The 14,943-nt window shown below is 64.5% G+C and carries 18 protein-coding genes and 1 pseudogene; 9 read left to right on the forward strand and 10 right to left on the reverse strand.

The features are described 5' to 3' along the window. Window positions 1–121: 121 nt before the first annotated feature. Window positions 122–1,378, forward strand: a complete 1,257-nt coding sequence (locus ACOQFP_RS17025) for an Hsp70 family protein (RefSeq protein WP_341243930.1) — start codon at window positions 122–124, stop codon at window positions 1,376–1,378. Between the two features lie 47 nt (window positions 1,379–1,425). Next, the gene (locus ACOQFP_RS17030; protein WP_206489041.1) at window positions 1,426–2,295 is read left to right on the forward strand and encodes a 1,4-dihydroxy-2-naphthoate polyprenyltransferase; all 870 of its coding nucleotides are present in this window, start codon (window positions 1,426–1,428) and stop codon (window positions 2,293–2,295) included. Here ACOQFP_RS17030 and ACOQFP_RS17035 read toward each other — a convergent pair. Then, window positions 2,292–2,672, reverse strand: coding sequence for a phage holin family protein (locus ACOQFP_RS17035; RefSeq protein ID WP_206489040.1), 381 nt, complete (start codon window positions 2,670–2,672; stop codon window positions 2,292–2,294). The two genes, ACOQFP_RS17030 and ACOQFP_RS17035, sit on opposite strands and share 4 nt — an antisense overlap. A gap of 33 nt (window positions 2,673–2,705) precedes the next feature. Next, entirely contained in the window at window positions 2,706–2,864 is a 159-nt protein-coding gene (locus ACOQFP_RS17040; protein WP_421584976.1) for a Clp protease N-terminal domain-containing protein, read from the reverse strand. On the opposite strand from ACOQFP_RS17040, the gene ACOQFP_RS17045 reads away from it, so the two are divergent. Then, a complete protein-coding gene (locus ACOQFP_RS17045; RefSeq protein ID WP_421585015.1) occupies window positions 2,817–2,990 on the forward strand; it encodes a hypothetical protein in 174 nt (57 codons plus the stop codon). The genes ACOQFP_RS17040 and ACOQFP_RS17045 overlap by 48 nt on opposite strands. 57 nt (window positions 2,991–3,047) lie before the next feature. Here ACOQFP_RS17045 and ACOQFP_RS17050 read toward each other — a convergent pair. From ACOQFP_RS17050 to ACOQFP_RS17065, 4 genes and pseudogenes are all read right to left on the reverse strand, one after another. Next, window positions 3,048–3,209 (reverse strand): annotated as a pseudogene (locus ACOQFP_RS17050) (Clp protease); the annotation flags it as partial. A 3-nt stretch (window positions 3,210–3,212) separates the two neighbouring features. Continuing rightward, window positions 3,213–3,428: a helix-turn-helix domain-containing protein gene (locus ACOQFP_RS17055; RefSeq protein WP_206489038.1), complete on the reverse strand. Its 216-nt coding sequence runs from the start codon at window positions 3,426–3,428 to the stop codon at window positions 3,213–3,215. A gap of 98 nt (window positions 3,429–3,526) precedes the next feature. Then, entirely contained in the window at window positions 3,527–3,814 is a 288-nt protein-coding gene (locus ACOQFP_RS17060) for a nitroreductase/quinone reductase family protein (protein ID WP_421584977.1), read from the reverse strand. Window positions 3,815–3,920: 106 nt separating this feature from the next. Next, window positions 3,921–4,421, reverse strand: coding sequence for a MarR family winged helix-turn-helix transcriptional regulator (locus tag ACOQFP_RS17065; RefSeq protein ID WP_421584978.1), 501 nt, complete (start codon window positions 4,419–4,421; stop codon window positions 3,921–3,923). A 76-nt stretch (window positions 4,422–4,497) separates the two neighbouring features. Between ACOQFP_RS17065 and ACOQFP_RS17070 the strand changes: the two genes are divergently transcribed. The 4 genes from ACOQFP_RS17070 to ACOQFP_RS17085 all read left to right on the forward strand — a co-directional run bounded on the left by ACOQFP_RS17070 (window position 4,498) and on the right by ACOQFP_RS17085 (window position 9,626). Beyond that, on the forward strand, window positions 4,498–5,406 hold the full coding sequence (locus ACOQFP_RS17070; RefSeq protein WP_206489035.1) for an NAD(P)/FAD-dependent oxidoreductase: 909 nt from the start codon (window positions 4,498–4,500) through the stop codon (window positions 5,404–5,406). Window positions 5,407–5,505: 99 nt separating this feature from the next. Continuing rightward, the gene (locus ACOQFP_RS17075) at window positions 5,506–6,825 is read left to right on the forward strand and encodes a hypothetical protein (RefSeq protein ID WP_421584979.1); all 1,320 of its coding nucleotides are present in this window, start codon (window positions 5,506–5,508) and stop codon (window positions 6,823–6,825) included. A 24-nt stretch (window positions 6,826–6,849) separates the two neighbouring features. Continuing rightward, window positions 6,850–9,309 (forward strand): aminopeptidase N, encoded by a 2,460-nt coding sequence (pepN, locus tag ACOQFP_RS17080; RefSeq protein ID WP_421584980.1) that lies wholly within the window; start codon window positions 6,850–6,852, stop codon window positions 9,307–9,309. Between the two features lie 5 nt (window positions 9,310–9,314). After that, complete coding sequence (locus tag ACOQFP_RS17085; RefSeq protein WP_206489032.1) at window positions 9,315–9,626, forward strand: hypothetical protein; 312 nt, start codon at window positions 9,315–9,317, stop codon at window positions 9,624–9,626. A 4-nt stretch (window positions 9,627–9,630) separates the two neighbouring features. Here ACOQFP_RS17085 and ACOQFP_RS17090 read toward each other — a convergent pair whose 3' ends face one another. Together ACOQFP_RS17090 and ACOQFP_RS17095 are read right to left on the reverse strand one after the other, a co-directional pair. Next, a complete protein-coding gene (locus tag ACOQFP_RS17090) occupies window positions 9,631–10,713 on the reverse strand; it encodes a PLP-dependent cysteine synthase family protein (protein ID WP_421584981.1) in 1,083 nt (360 codons plus the stop codon). Next, the gene (locus tag ACOQFP_RS17095; protein ID WP_421584982.1) at window positions 10,710–11,063 is read right to left on the reverse strand and encodes a DUF4229 domain-containing protein; all 354 of its coding nucleotides are present in this window, start codon (window positions 11,061–11,063) and stop codon (window positions 10,710–10,712) included. Before ACOQFP_RS17095 ends, ACOQFP_RS17090 begins: the two co-directional genes overlap by 4 nt. A 199-nt stretch (window positions 11,064–11,262) precedes the next feature. On the opposite strand from ACOQFP_RS17095, the gene ACOQFP_RS17100 reads away from it, so the two are divergent. Next, entirely contained in the window at window positions 11,263–11,478 is a 216-nt protein-coding gene (locus ACOQFP_RS17100; protein ID WP_037187021.1) for a BldC family transcriptional regulator, read from the forward strand. Window positions 11,479–11,614: 136 nt separating this feature from the next. Further along, entirely contained in the window at window positions 11,615–11,815 is a 201-nt protein-coding gene (locus ACOQFP_RS17105; RefSeq protein ID WP_206489030.1) for a hypothetical protein, read from the forward strand. Window positions 11,816–11,830: 15 nt separating this feature from the next. Here the strand turns inward: ACOQFP_RS17105 and ACOQFP_RS17110 are convergent, their stop codons facing one another. Together ACOQFP_RS17110 and ccsB are read right to left on the reverse strand one after the other, a co-directional pair. Further along, complete coding sequence (locus ACOQFP_RS17110; protein WP_421585009.1) at window positions 11,831–13,105, reverse strand: AAA family ATPase; 1,275 nt, start codon at window positions 13,103–13,105, stop codon at window positions 11,831–11,833. A gap of 870 nt (window positions 13,106–13,975) precedes the next feature. Then, window positions 13,976–14,941 (reverse strand): c-type cytochrome biogenesis protein CcsB, encoded by a 966-nt coding sequence (gene ccsB, locus ACOQFP_RS17115; RefSeq protein ID WP_421584983.1) that lies wholly within the window; start codon window positions 14,939–14,941, stop codon window positions 13,976–13,978. Between the last annotated feature and the right edge of the window lie 2 nt (window positions 14,942–14,943).

Raw genomic sequence — 14,943 nt, forward strand, 5'->3', positions numbered from 1 at the left:
CTCCAGATTGTTTTGAGCGCCTAACCAAACCAGGAGACGGTAGAGTGTTGACGTCGCCCATTCGAGGGTGCGTTCTCCCGATCCGAAGACCGTGACCGACGTAGGAGAGGCCGGATAAGCGATGCGTTCGTCCGAGGGTGTGTCTCTGGGCACATGCGGCATCCGCACTGCGCGGACCACCGAGGACGGCGCATGGACCGACGGCACCCCGTTCGACGACTGGCAACTCGCGCCCTCCGCTCAGGACGTGGCACGCGTCGTCCGCGGCATCGTCGACCGGCCCGACCCACCGCAGTCACTGGGCGTCGCCTATCGAACTCCCACCGAACGCACCGAGATCGAGCTCGCCCTGTCCGAGGAATACGTCTCCGACGTACACCTGATCGACCACACCGGTGCCGCACTCGAGTACGTCCGCCCCGGACTGCCGTCGCATCACCGAACGATCGCACTGTTCGACGCGGGTGCCACCGGCGTCGACATTCGCATCGTGGACGTCGAATCCGGACGCTCCTACGGTTCCATCCGAACCACCGCCATGAGCGGAAACTCCTTCGATTCCGTGGTCCGCGACCACATCCTCGGCCTCGGCATCGTGCGGCCACCGCAGTCCGCCGACGAGGAGAACGCTCTGACGGCGTTCTGTCGCGGAATCAAGGAAGCCTTGTCCTCGCACCAGACCACGAGCACTCCCGACGGCGAGCACGTCCTGCTCGAGCGGCACATATTCGAGCTGTCCATCGCCCGCGCAACCGAACAGGCCGCCGCCGCGGTACGGCAACTCGGCCTCGAAGCCGAGTTCTATCCCGACGCCGTCGTCGCCATCGGCGGGACGGCCAACGTCCCGCTGGTCAAGGCCACCTTGGAGCGATTTCTGCAGTTACCGGTCATCGTCCCGGATCGGCCCGAACTGGTGATCGCCGGCGGTGCCGCCGTCTACGCCACCCGCGTCGACGCGGCCCACGTGCCTGCCCTCGCCTCGCACCGACCGGCGCTGACCCGGCTGGCGATGATCGCGCTACCGATCGCGGGTGTCATCGCCGCCGTCGGGGTGTTCACCGCACTCGGGAGCAGCGACGAAAGTCAGCCACTGAGCACGCCCGCCAGCGTCGGTGAGACGGTTCCGCAGACCAGCGCGCCTACCGCCACCAGCACCGCCACGACGACTACCTCGTCACCGACTCCCGACATCCCGCCGCCGCCCCCGACGACGACTGCACCGCCTGCACCGGCAAAGAACCCCGCACCGTATGTGCAGCCCAAGCCGCGTTATTACCCGCCCGCACCGCCGCCTGCACCGACGGTGCCGCTGCCACAGATTCCGGGCGTCCAGATGCCTGTCATTCCACTGCCGGTATTGCCGCGACTGCCGTTCTGACCGGCCGCGTTCTCGCCCGGCGCGCGGATACGGAAAGATCGTCGCTCATGGCCACCACTGCGCAATGGATCGAAGGTGCGCGACCGCGCACACTCCCGAACGCGATCGCCCCCGTCCTCGTCGGCACCGGCGCGGCCGTGTCGCTGAACGCCGGGGTGTGGTGGAAGGCACTGCTCGCATTGATCGTGTCGCTGGCCCTGATCATCGGCGTCAATTTCGCCAACGACTACTCCGACGGAATCCGAGGCACCGACGACGATCGCGTCGGTCCTCTACGACTGGTCGGCTCGAAAGCCGCCTCCGCAGGCGCAGTCAAGACGGCAGCCATAGGTTGCTTCGCGGTCGGCGGTCTGGCGGGGTTGGTGCTGGCCGCGACCAGCGCCTGGTGGCTGGTCATCGTGGGAGTGGTTTGCATTGCCGGTGCGTGGTACTACACCGGCGGCTCGAAGCCGTACGGCTACAGCGGATTCGGCGAGGTGGCGGTCTTCGTGTTCTTCGGACTCGTCGCTGTCCTCGGCACTCAGTTCGTGCAAGCCGAGCAGATCGACTGGGCCGGCGTGTTGGCGGCAGTGGCCGTCGGATCGTTCTCGAGCGCCGTCCTGGTGGCCAACAACCTCCGCGATATCCCCACCGACACAGAGTCCGGAAAGCTGACGCTCGCAGTTCGATTGGGCGATACTCGCACTCGATACCTCCACCTCGCACTGCTGGTGGTGCCCTTCGCGATGACCGTAGTCCTGATCGCTCGAACCCCGTGGGCGCTGGTGGGCCTCCTGGCACTCCCCCTTGCCGCCCGCGCGAACTCCCCGGTCCGCAAGGGCGCTCACGGATTCGATTTGATTCCTGCACTGCGTGATTCAGGCCTGGCGATGCTCATCTGGGGAGCCAGCACGGGCGTCGCGTTGGCGTTCGCCTAACGCCTCTCGGGGACGAATGCACCCAACAGGAAATTCACGATCGAGATGATGATTGCGCCCCAGAACGCGGCGGCGAAGCCCACGATCTCGAGACCGTAGCCGGTCTGCGACGACAACCAACCCGTCAGCAGCAACATCAACGCGTTGATCACGAGGGTGAACAGTCCGAGAGTCAGAATCAGCAACGGCAGCGACAGCAGCTTCACCACCGGCTTGATGAACGCGTTCACGATCGTCAGCACGGCCGCGATACCGAGCAGCACCACGATGTCCCACCCGTCGCCGCGACCGGAACTGGTGACGGTGATTCCGTCGACGAACTCCTTCGCTACCCATATGGCAACAGCGTTGATCACGAGCCGAATCAGAAAGTTCATGGCGCCCATCGTAGGGTTCGAAGCGTTGGGCGGCTACGGCGTCCGAACGAGCAGGACCGTCGACCGCAGATCATCGAGCGAACACCGCAGCTGCACCAATTCGGTGAACCACGGATCGGCTCCTCGAACCAAACCGAGAAGAATATGCTCGACGCCTATCTCGCGGTCGCGTCGTTCCGCGGCCTCCTTCAAGGAGAGCTTCAGGACTTCCTTGGCCGAGGGCGCGAACGGGATGTGCTTCGAGCCGTCCGGCTGCGCGTCGTCGAGCGCACCCGGACCGACTGTCGACTCGACGGCGTCCAGGTCGATCCCGAGTGAACGCAGTGCACGCGCGTCACGGGTCTGCGCGTCTGCGAATACCCCATCGGCGGTGAATCCAGCCTCATCGAGCGCCTTTCTCAGCGGTTCGTCGACGGTGGACAGCGCCCCCAGGAAAAGGTGAGTGGGCTCGATACGCGGTGAGTGCAGTGCCCGCGCTTGCCCCTGGGCAGCCAGGACGACTGCTCTGGCGGACGTGGTGAATCGCTCGAACCTGATTGCCTACCTTCCTTTTCCGCCGTGCTTCTTGTGGACGGCCTGCCTGCTGACTCCCAGCGAATCGGCTATTGCCTGCCAGGACCATCCCTGATTTCTGGCACTGCGAACCTGAACGGCCTCGAGCCGCTCCAGCAATCGACGGAGGGCCGCTACCGCACGCAGCCCCTCCCCCGGATCGGGACTGGCGGCTGCGGCAGCGAGTGCAGTGGCTTCGGTCATGACGTCAATTTAGGTTGACAACTCCTCGTTGTCAACTCTAGTTGACAGGCCTCGTGAGATCGACGGCTTGCCGAGGCGCTCTCACGCCCAGGAGCGCTTCATCGATCCAACGCCACGTCGACGAACACTCGCCCACGATCATCACGTGTCGACGTGGCGACGCCGGTGTAATGAACACCACCGAGTTCGACGTCGACCCGACCGCCCTCGTTCGAGAAGTTGCGCCACCAGGTCTTCTTGTCCGGCATCGCCACAGCGATCTTCAGATGATCGTCGCGATGCCTGATTGCCAGCGGCAGAGTGATCTTCCGGCCCGACTTCCGGCCGGTGTAGGTCAAGATGCCCATCGAACGCCCGAGCAACCGCTCCAGCACCGGCAGTTTCATGACCGCCATCACCACCGTGTTGACCGCTGCCGCAGATCTCTGAAATGTATTCGTTGCCCGCCTCCGAATTCGCGCACGCCCCCTACAACCGAGAGTAGCTGCGGGTTCACCGCAGCGACAGACCGCTGTCCATCGACGCAGCGAGGACCTCCAAGGCCTTCAGAACGGCCCCACGCTGTGCACCCAGAGCATCGAACAGCCGACCGTGAGCTGCCAATTCGAGGGGAAACACCTCGTCCACAACGCGTTCACCGTCATCGGTCAACGCGATCGACGCAGACCGCCGATCCTCTGCGCTGGGCACTCGCTCGACAAAACCACGCCGTTCGAGTTTCCCGAGAGCCTTGCTCACGCCGGCACGAGACATCCCGAGCATCTCGGCCAGCGGCGCCGCCGTCACAGGTTCTACCGCGAAGCGCAGCGGCACCATCAATTCCACCTCGGACACGGTGACGTCGGCCGCGTCGTAGATCGGTTCGACCGCCATGTCGAGCAGCGCGACGATGCGCTTGATCTGTGCCACCACCTGCATCGGCGACGTGTCCAGTTCGGGATTGCGCTCGGCCCACCGTGCACAGGTCAGTTCACGTAGAGATGCGTCGGCCATCGTCACCACCAATATTGTTAACCAGTTGACAGTTCTGCTACGTTCACAGCCTAGTCCACCGACACCGGGAGTCCTCTTGACCTACGACACAGTGGTGATCGGCGGCGGCCCCGCCGGACTCAGTGCCGCAACACTATTGGCTCGTGCCCGTCGACGCGTGATCGTCGTCGACGCCGAGGAACCACGCAATGCTCCTGCCGACCACGTGCACAACTTTCTCTCACGCGACGGTTCCGCACCAGCGGAATTGCGTGAGGCCGGACGCCGGGAAGTCCTCCGATACGGCGGAGAGATTCTGCAGGGCAATGTAATTCGCATCGACGACGCGTTCTCGGTGCACCTCCGAGATGGATCTCGTCTCGACGCCCGATCGGCGTTGGTGGCCACCGGCCTCCGCGACGAGCTGCCCGACATCCCCGGTGTCCTCGAGCAGTGGGGTTCCGGAGTGGTGCATTGCCCGTACTGCCACGGCTACGAAGTGCGAGATCAGCCCATTGCCGTCGTCGGCGGATCCAACCGACCGTTCTCGGTCCACCAGGCCGCACTGATCCGTCAATGGTCGAAGGACGTCATCTTCTTCACCAACGGCATCGAGCTGACACGAGACGAGCGGGCCCGATTCGACGCGAGGTCCGTGCGCGTCGTCGACGCGCCGGTTACCCGGGTCGTGCTGCACGACGGCAGCGTGACCGGCATCGAGCTTGCCGGCGGCACAGTCGTTCCCCGAACGGTGGTATTCGTCGGTCCGACGTTCGTCCCGAACGACAGCCTGCTCATCGGGCTCGGCTGCGCTCGCCTCGAGAACGGATGGGTGGCAACCGACCCCACGGGTTGCACCAGTGTGGACGGCCTGTGGGCAGCGGGAAACGTCTCGGACTCACCCGCGCAAGTGATCAATTCGGCGGCAGCAGGCTCGAAAGCCGCGATCGCCATCAATCACTACCTCCTCGAGCTCGACGTGAACCTCGCCGCCAGCGCGTCCTGAGGGCATTTCGTCAGCACCGACGAATGTGTCGGAGCTCTGGTTTACTCTGGCCGCAACGAGATCGAATACGTGTTCGATCTCCGGTCGCTGGGGGGTGACATGGGGCTACGAAAATCGGCATGGACGACGGACGATCATGCTGCGCTCGCCTGCGTACTGGGCGCGCGCCGGACGATCAACGCTGCTGTTGCTTCGGAACTGAATCTCTCGGACGAATACGTCCGGAATCGAACGGCGTGCGCAGCACCGTGGGACACCGGGGTGACCGAGAAAGATCTGTACAACTCGGCGATCTGCGAACTGGCGGCGGCCCTGTCGTCCACCTTTGCCGCCGTGCACAACAAGCTGCAGATGTGGCGTCAACTTCGCCCGCTCGTACGTCAGGAATTCATCGCCGGCTCCCTCGACCTGGAGCGAGTCAGAACAATTCACGATCATCTGCTTCACGCCCGGCCGGAGACGGTGATCGCCCTGGAGGCCGAGATCGTCAAGGCCGCCAGGGAGATGGCTCCGGGGACCTTGGGTCGCGAGATCGACCGACTCCTCATCGAGGCCGACGCCGACTGGGACCGCGCGGTGCGCACACGGGCCGCGCGCACCGAGAAGCGCATCCGCCTTCGGCGACGAGCCAGGGGACTGTCGAGTGTGACCGCATTGATGACCGACGGTGAAGCCGACGAACAGCTCTCGCGGATCGATGCCGAGGTCGCACGCCTGCACCCCGAGGATCCGCGTTCGGACGACCAACGGCGCGGCGACGCCCAGACCGCACTGATGCGCGGCGAGCCACTGCTGTGCGAGTGCCGCACGTGCCAGGTCTCTCGCGATGATGCTGACGATGCGACGGATCCGCAGGCCCCCGATGCCGATGAACCGGCGTCGAAGACTGCATCGCCCTCGACACCGACAGAATTGCCCTCGGCATCGACAGAACCGGGAGAGACGCACCCCGCGCCGGGAGTTACTGCCGAGCTCGCACCACCCGACCCGTCGCGAAGATCACGACCAGGAGGGGGCACGCTGATCGAGCGTTGGCGTGCCCTCGTCCGGGGCGATCCCTTCGGCATCCACGCTCTGTACCCAGACGGCCACGGCGGCATGAAACGGCCGCCGCCAGGGGCACTGACCTACACGCCCAGTCGGGCACTCGCGGCGCAGGTGCGCGCCGAGCATCCGTATTGCCTCCACCCTGGATGCAACGTGCCCTCGGAACGGTGCGATCTCGACCATATCGTCGAATTCGACCAACGGAATCCGGAGCGAGGCGGCTGGACGATCTCCACGAACGTCGGCCCGCGATGTCGACTCCACCACAACCTCAAGACGCGCAAGCTCTGGCGCACCGAACTGCTCCCGGAAGGAGTTCTGCACATCGTCGATCCACTCGGAAATCACTACTTCACCGCGCCGACTCTGTGAAACACGATCGCATAGGGTTGGTTGGTGAGCACCGCGAACCTGACCCGGACCGAAACTCGCAGGCGTTCGCGCCACATCGACGCAGTGAGCTATCGCGTCCATCTGGACCTTCTGCATGCCGAAAACATCGGCGTCGACACATTCGAAACCGTGACGACGATCGAATTCGACGCGACCACCGCCGCGACGTGGGTCGATTTCATCGGGTCCACCGTCGACGAGGTCACCGTCAACGGTGCCGACTCACCGGTCGACTACGACGGTGCGCGGATTCAGCTGTTAGGGCTCAGCGAGCACAATGTGGTGCGGATTCGAGCGCGCGGGCGATACAGCCGATCGGGTGAAGGACTGCACCGCTTCGTCGATCCAGTGGACAACAACGTCTATCTGTACACCCAGTACGAGCCCGCCGACGCGCGGCGGGTGTTCGCGAACTTCGAGCAACCCGACCTGAAAGCTCCGTTCACGTTGACCGTCGCAGCACCGGCGGGGTGGACCGTGCTCTCGAACCGCGAAGGAGTCACCGACAACACCGTCACCACGTTCGCGCCGACTCTGCCGATCTCGACCTACATCACCGCGGTCGCAGCGGGCCCGTACCACCGCGTCGAATCATCGTGGACGCGAGACGAACTCACCGTCCCGCTAGCAGCGCTGTGCCGGGCCTCGCTCGCCGAGCACTTCGACGCCGAGGACATCTTCGACATCACGAAGCGGGGCCTGGACTTCTTTCACGACAAGTTCGACTATCCGTACCCGTTCGGAAAGTACGACCAGATATTCGTCCCCGAGTACAACCTCGGTGCGATGGAGAATCCAGGCCTGGTCACCTTCACCGAATCGTATGTGTTCCGCTCGGCGGCAACCGAAGCCCAGTACGAGGCTCGGGCAAACACGATCCTGCACGAGATGGCGCACATGTGGTTCGGCGACCTCGTCACGATGCAGTGGTGGGACGACCTATGGCTCAAGGAGTCCTTTGCCGACTACATGGGCGCCTACGCGTCGGCCGAGGCCACTCGATTCACCGATGCCTGGGTCAGTTTCGCCAACCGCCGAAAAGCGTGGGCCTACTTGCAGGATCAGCTTCCCACCACCCACCCCATCGTCGCCGACATCACCGATCTCGAGGCCGCGAAGCTCAACTTCGACGGCATCACCTATGCCAAAGGCGCGAGCGTGCTCAAGCAACTCGGAGCATTCGTCGGGGCCGACGCGTTCTTCGCGGCCTCTCGCAACTACTTTCGAACCCATGCTTTCGGAAACACGACTCTGACGGACCTGCTCGGTGAGATGTCGGCCGCCAGCGGGCGCGATCTCGACACCTGGGCGGCTGCATGGCTACAGACCAGCGGAGTCTCCACGCTGACGTTCACCGGCGATGCCATCGAGCAGACGCCCCCGCGCCCCCACCGTGTAGCCGTCGGCCTCTACGATCTGGACGAGTCGGGAAATCTGACCAGAACCCACCGCCACGAGCTCGACATCACCGAAGCCCGAACTCCCGTGGAGTTTCCTGCTGCCGCACTGGTTCTGCTCAACGACGACGATCTGACGTACGCCAAGATCCGATTCGACGAACGCTCCACCGCCACCGTGCGGGCCTACCTCGACCGCATGGTGGACCCGCTCGCACGGGGACTGGTGTGGTCAGCGCTGTGGAATTCCACCCGCGATGCCGAGCTCTCGGCACTCGAATACCTCGACATTGCAACCAGATTCGCGCCCACTGAGCCCAAGATCGGCCTGCTCTCAGCTGTCACCGCCAACGCGACGTACGCGGTGGAGCACTATCTACCCGAGGAGCGAAGGCACGAACCCACCCGCCAGTGGCTCGTGGAGTCAGGGAATCAGCTGCGCGCCGCGGAAGCAGGAAGCGACGCGCAGCTGGTATGGGCGCGTGCGGTCGCGTCGGCTGCCCAGCTGGACGACGTGCTTGCCGCCGATGTGCGCGCGCTGCTCGACGGGTCCCTCACCATCGACGGCCTCCGTCTCGATCCTGATCAGCGTTGGGCGTTCTGGTTGGCCCTCGCCGCCACCGGACACGCCACCGCAGCCGAGCTCGATGCCGAACTGGCCTCGGACGACACCTCTTCGGGACGAACTGCACACACCGCAGCGTCGGCGGCAATACCGGACGCGGAGGTGAAGGCACGAGCGTGGACTGCCATCACCGAGCGCGAGGACGTGTCGAACGATGTCCTCGATGCCCTGATCACCGGATTCCGAGCGGGGCACCGACCGGACCTGACCGAGCCGTACGACGACGCGTATTTCCTCTCCATCTCCTCCTTGTGGGCCTCGCGCAGTATCGAGATCGCGAGGCGCATCGTCGTCCGACTGTTTCCACAGCAGTCGTCGACGGACGCGGCGGATGCATGGCTCGCCGAGCACGAATGGGCCCCGGCTGCTCTACGGCGCTTGGTGATCGAACAGAGAGACCACCTGGCCCGGAGTCTGCGGGTTCAGGCGCGACTAGAATGACGTCCATGCCCAACCACGGTGCTCGACGCTCGATTGCTACATCCGCTCTGGCTGCCGGTGGCTTGCTGGGCGGCTTCGCCGTTGCCCGGCAGTCCCACAATCGTCAGCTCGGCGGAGCCGTATTGGCGGCCGTCGGCGTGGCATGCACGGCGCAGTGGCAGAAGTCCTCGGGCACGGCGCGCGCCGGCGTACTCCTCGGGACTTACCTCGTGGCGTTCGGTGCCTCGCATCCGTTGGCGAAGAAGATCGGTGCGTGGCCGGCCGTCGGTGCCGTCGCCGCTGCAACTGCGGCGGCGTCGTTGATCGTGAGCAGCTAGTCGGTCAGAGCGTCCCGGTACGAATGAACCGTTCGAGAGCGTCGGTCGGTTCGCCGAGATCCATGCCTTGGCTCGCGACCCAGGCATCGTCGAAGTAGGTCTGGGAGTATCGATCTCCGCCGTCGCACAACAGCGTCACGACGCTTCCGGTGCGGCCCGCGGCGATCATTTCCGATATCAATCCGAAGGCACCCCAGATGTTGGTACCTGTCGATCCGCCCACCCGCTTTCCGAGTGCCTCCGAAGTGAACCTGGCGGCGGCAACCGACGCTGCGTCGGGCACTGCGATCATGCGATCGATCACCTGCCCGACGAACGACGGTTCGACGCGTGGTCTGCCGATTCCTTCGATGCGGGATGGCAAGCCGGTCTCGAACGTGGCATCCCCGGTTTCGTAACCGCCTGTGAACGCCGAGTTCTCCGGGTCCACCACAGCGAGTTGCGTTGCATGCCTGCGGTATCGGATGTACCGGCCGATGGTGGCGCTGGTTCCCCCGGTCCCTGCTCCGACCACCACCCAGTCGGGGATGGGGCATTCCTCGAGCCGAAGCTGGTCGAAGATGGACTCGGCGATGTTGTTGTTTCCGCGCCAGTCGGTGGCCCGCTCGGCGTGGGTGAATTGATCCATGTAGTGGCAATCCGGTTCGGCCGCGAGCCGATGGGCTTCGGTGTACATCTCGCCGGGCCGGTCGACGAAGTGGCACCTACCGCCGTGCGACTCGATGAGAGCGACCTTGGCTATGCTGGTGCTTCGCGGCATCACTGCGACGAATTCGAGGCCGAGCAGTCCGGCGAAGTACGCCTCGCTCACGGCGGTGGAGCCAGACGACGCTTCGATCACCGTCGTGTGCTCGGTGACCCAACCGTTGCAGATTGCGTAGAGGAACAGCGACCGAGCCAGTCGATGCTTCAGGCTGCCCGTGATGTGGGTGGACTCGTCCTTGAGGTACAGCGAGATCCCCCAGGCCGCGGGGAGCGGGTACCGCAGCAAGTGAGTGTCGGCACTGCGCTGGGAGTCGGCTTCGATCAGCCGCACGGCGTTGTCGACCCAGGCCCGCGAACCCGAGTGGTCGATCGATCTGGTCATTTTCTGCCGTCTTCACCACGCAGCTTCGACTGCAGGTCCGCGCGCGCGGCTCGCCTGTCCTCGTCGACTGCAGCGATGGACTCGTTGACGCGGATACGCATTTTCTTGAACAGGAGCAGCGACAGTGGAAGCGAGATCAGCACGGCGAAGATTGCGGCTACGAGGACCGGAACCTCGACGCCGAACAGTAAACCGATGCCCACGATTGCCAGCGCGATCACGATGACGAGCGCGAGCCGGGCGAAGGTGTACGCGGCGAGGTTCACGGCGAGCGACTTTTTCGGCGACCTACCGTTCAAGGCATTCCCGCTGGTCGGTTCGCTGTTATCGGCATTCGTCGCTTCACTCACGGGTCCCAGGTTACCGGGCTCGTCGACAGTTCCGACCCACCCCTGGGGTGACCGATTTGTCCATTACCTCCCCTTTACCAACCTTGTATCAGTCGAGTACCTAGGGGTTCGGGTGCAACCATGGGTTCCAGAACACAGCAGACCGATATCTCCGGTTCGACGCGAATGCACCGAACCGCATCGTAGGAGGACACGACAGATGAGCGCACCAACATTTCACAAAGCTCAGGACTCACTTCTCACGCCGGGTCAGGTAGCCGCGCTTTTCCACGTCGACCCCAAGACCGTGACCCGCTGGGCACACGCCGGACGCCTCGGATCTCTCCGCACCCCTGGCGGCCACCGCCGATTCCGCGAAACCGAGGTCATGCAACTGCTGACGTCTCTGACGACCGAAGCCGGCGCACACCACTGAGATCGGATATCCCGACAACTGAAACCCTTGCGGCATCCGCACCCAACGAACTCATCGCACATTCTCAGGAATCTGCGATGCTCGACGGGTGCGGAGGCTGCTCTATCGCGGCTACCCTCGTACAAGGAGGTGAGTCGTGATCTATCTATTGGCGTTGATCGGCTTGGTGGCAGTGGTGGTGCTGTTCTGGAAGGCTTTCGGACCCGGCACAGGGGCCGAGCCTCCACGAACCGTCGGACCCGATGACGATCCGGAATTTCTGTGGCGAATCAATCGGGAAGCTCGCCGCGGAGGAAAAGACGGAACCACGGAGGCGGGCACCGAACCGACCGAGTAGAAGCTTTCGAGGTTCTCAACTGCGGCGAGAAGCGGTGGGCGAGTCCGGGAAACCGGCCGCTACCGCTGCCGCAACCTCGAGCAGTGCCTTACGCGTGCGTCCACGAAGGCGATCCAGTTCGATCTCTGCCCCCTCCTCGAGATGTGGGTCGAACGGAATCGTCCGTACGTGTGCACATCTCTGTTCGAAATGCTCGACCACCTTCTCCAGATCGACTTTCCCTGCCCTGGGTCGAACTCCGTTGACGACGGCAACCGATCCGGCCACCAAGTCCCGGTAGCCGTGCGCGTCGAGCCAGTCGAGCGTGGCCGATGCGCTGCGTGCTCCATCCACCGACGCTGAACTGACGACCACGAGCGTGTCAGCGCCTTCGAGAATGCTCTCCATGGCCGAGTGCATCAATCCGGTGCCGCAATCTGTGATGACGATGCTGTAGAACTTCTCGAGCAGTTCGACCGCGCGCTCGTAGTCCTCACCACTGAACGCTTCCGATGCTGCCGGGTCCGCATCGGACGCCAGCACCTCGAGCCGATTGGCGTTCTGGGAGGTGTATGCCCGAACGTCGCTGTACCGCGTCAGAGACGCTATGTCGTGCAACAAATTTCGCACCGTTGCCGAGGTCTCCGAGGGAACCTTCTGTCCCAATGTTCCGCGGTCGGGGTTCGCGTCGATAGCGATCACTCGATCACCCCGAATCTCGGCGAACGTCGACCCCAGCGTCGCCGTCGTCGTGGTCTTGCCGACGCCACCCTTCAGCGACAGCACCGCGACGCGGTAGCACCCCACAAGAGTCCGATCGACCTGCGCAGTCAACTCGAGGCGACGCTGCTGGGCGGCACTGTTGCCGGCGTCGATACGGCCGCCGGACATTACGTACAGAGCCCGACGCCACCCGGCCACCGGTGCCGCACTCGCCGATCTCACAAGCAACGAATTACCTAGATCGTTCGCCGACACCGGATGCGAAGGCGCGGCTCGATCGTCGAATCGACCGAGGTGGTCTACCGCTCCCGGTGGCGGCAGAACCTGGGCACCTGTCGGGGCGAGCTGCGGTTGTGGGGGTTGAGGCCATGGACCGGACTGAGGAATCCATGGGGTGTGAGGTGCCATCTGGCTGTGCGGTGCCATCTGGTTCTGAGGTGCCCAGTGATTCTGGGGTCCGATCGGCCCGTGCGGCCCACCCTGGATCTGCGGTTGGCTGTCGTTCGGCGGCCCCGTCTGGGCCTGTGGCGCGCCGTTGTTCGGCGGGGCTGTGGGAAGGTTCGGGACTGGTCCGGATGAGACCGGCAGCTGGTGGATCTTGCTGGGTGGCGGTGGACCAGGCGGCGGAACGGCGGAATCCTTTTGCGCCGGAGCGGGCTTCTCGGGAGACGCTGCGGGAGTGGTCGGCGTTTCGGCAGGCGTGGCGGGTGACGTACTTTTCGCCGACTCCCCCGCCTCGGTCGGTATGGCGGCGGCGGGGGCGGATTCTGCCTCCCCCACACCTTGGGCGGTTCCGGGCGTGTCGCCGCCATCGGTCGACTCGGATGCCGTGGCGGGCGCGACTGCGGATTGTGCTGGACGTGACGCAGGAATCGGCGTCGATGGCACCGGGGTCCGCGTGGTCTCGGGTGGCGTTCGGGGCGGGGTTGCGCTGCTTTCCGGCGGCATTGTGATGGGCGTCGAGCGAAATGGCTCACGTTGCGGCGCTGGTTTCGCGTCGGGTGTGGCTGTGGTCGAGCCGGTGGTGACTGCTGCGTCACGCCCGGGCGCATGTTCTTCCGGTTGGTCCTCGTCCAATGGCCGGACGGGTTGCCATTTGTTTTCGTGCCGATCGGCCATGACCGATTCCCCCCACTCCAGATCCGGGCTCGGATGTCTCCCCCATCGAGCCGGATCGGACGCTACCAGCTGAGGGGCAGGAGTGGAGCCTGCGGAACGACCCGAATATGCAGGAGTGGAGCCTGCGGAACGACCCGAAGATGCAGGAGTGGAGCCTGCGGAACGACCCGAAGATGCAGGAGTGGAGCCTGCGGAACGACCCGAAGATGCAGGAGTGGAGCCTGCGGAACGACCCGACAGTGCAGGAGTGGAGCCTGCGGAACGACCCGACAGTGCAGGAGTGGAGCCTGCGGAACGACCCGAATATGCAGGAGTGGAGCCCCGCAGTCTGCGCCGGGACTAGTTCAGGCCGGCGTAGCTGTGCAGTCCCGAGACCACCATGTTGATGATGAAGAGGTTGAACAGCATGGCGGTGAATCCGGCGATGTTGATCCACGCGGCGCGGGTGTTGCGCCATCCGGAGGTGGCGCGGGCGTGCAGGTAGGCGGCGTAGATGATCCAGGCGATGAACGACATCGTTTCTTTGGGGTCCCAGCCCCAGAAGCGTCCCCATGCGGCTTCGGCCCAGATCGCGCCGAGGATGACGCCGGCTCCGAAGAGCGGGAAGGCGACGATGGTCGTCTTGTAGGCGAGTCGGTCGAGGGCTTGGGCGTCGGGCAGTTTGGAGGCGAATTTGCCCCAGAACCCGAGGCTTTCCTCGCCGAGTGGCTGCTTGATGCGTAGCAGGAACAGCAGGGAGGCGACGCCGGAGACCAGCAGGATGCCGCTGCCGACGCTGACGATGGTGACGTGGATGGGCAGCCAGTAGGAGCGCAGTGCCGGGACGACCGGGGCGGCGTCGGCGTAGAGCTTGGTGGCGGCGAAGAACATCAGCACGAGGATCGGTGCGAGGACGAACACGAGCATCGGGCGCATGGTTTTCTTGCGCAGTGCGATCACCGAGGTGAGGGTTGCTGCTGCGGTGGCCATGGTGACGAACTCGTACATGTTGCCGAGCGGGAATCGGTGGGTGGCGAAGCCGCGGAGGACGACGGCGGCGATGTGCAGCGCGAGGGCGGGCGCGAGGAGTGCGAAGCCCATGCCGGCGAGGCGATCGGAGAGTGGGCGTTTGGGGGTCTCCACCACCAGTCCCGGGCGGGTCTGTTCGACGGGGGCTCCGGCACCGACGAGTTCTTTCGCCTGTACGGCGGCGGCTTTGGCTGAGGCGTACTGGGCGATGAGGAGGACGAATGCGAGCACGTAGATGGTGAACGCGGATTCGAACGACCAGTCGCTGTACTGCGAGAGGGTCTCGTTGATCGGCATCG

The organism is Rhodococcus sp. MALMAid1271 (assembly GCF_049195265.1).
Taxonomy (GTDB): Bacteria; Actinomycetota; Actinomycetes; order Mycobacteriales; family Mycobacteriaceae; genus Rhodococcoides.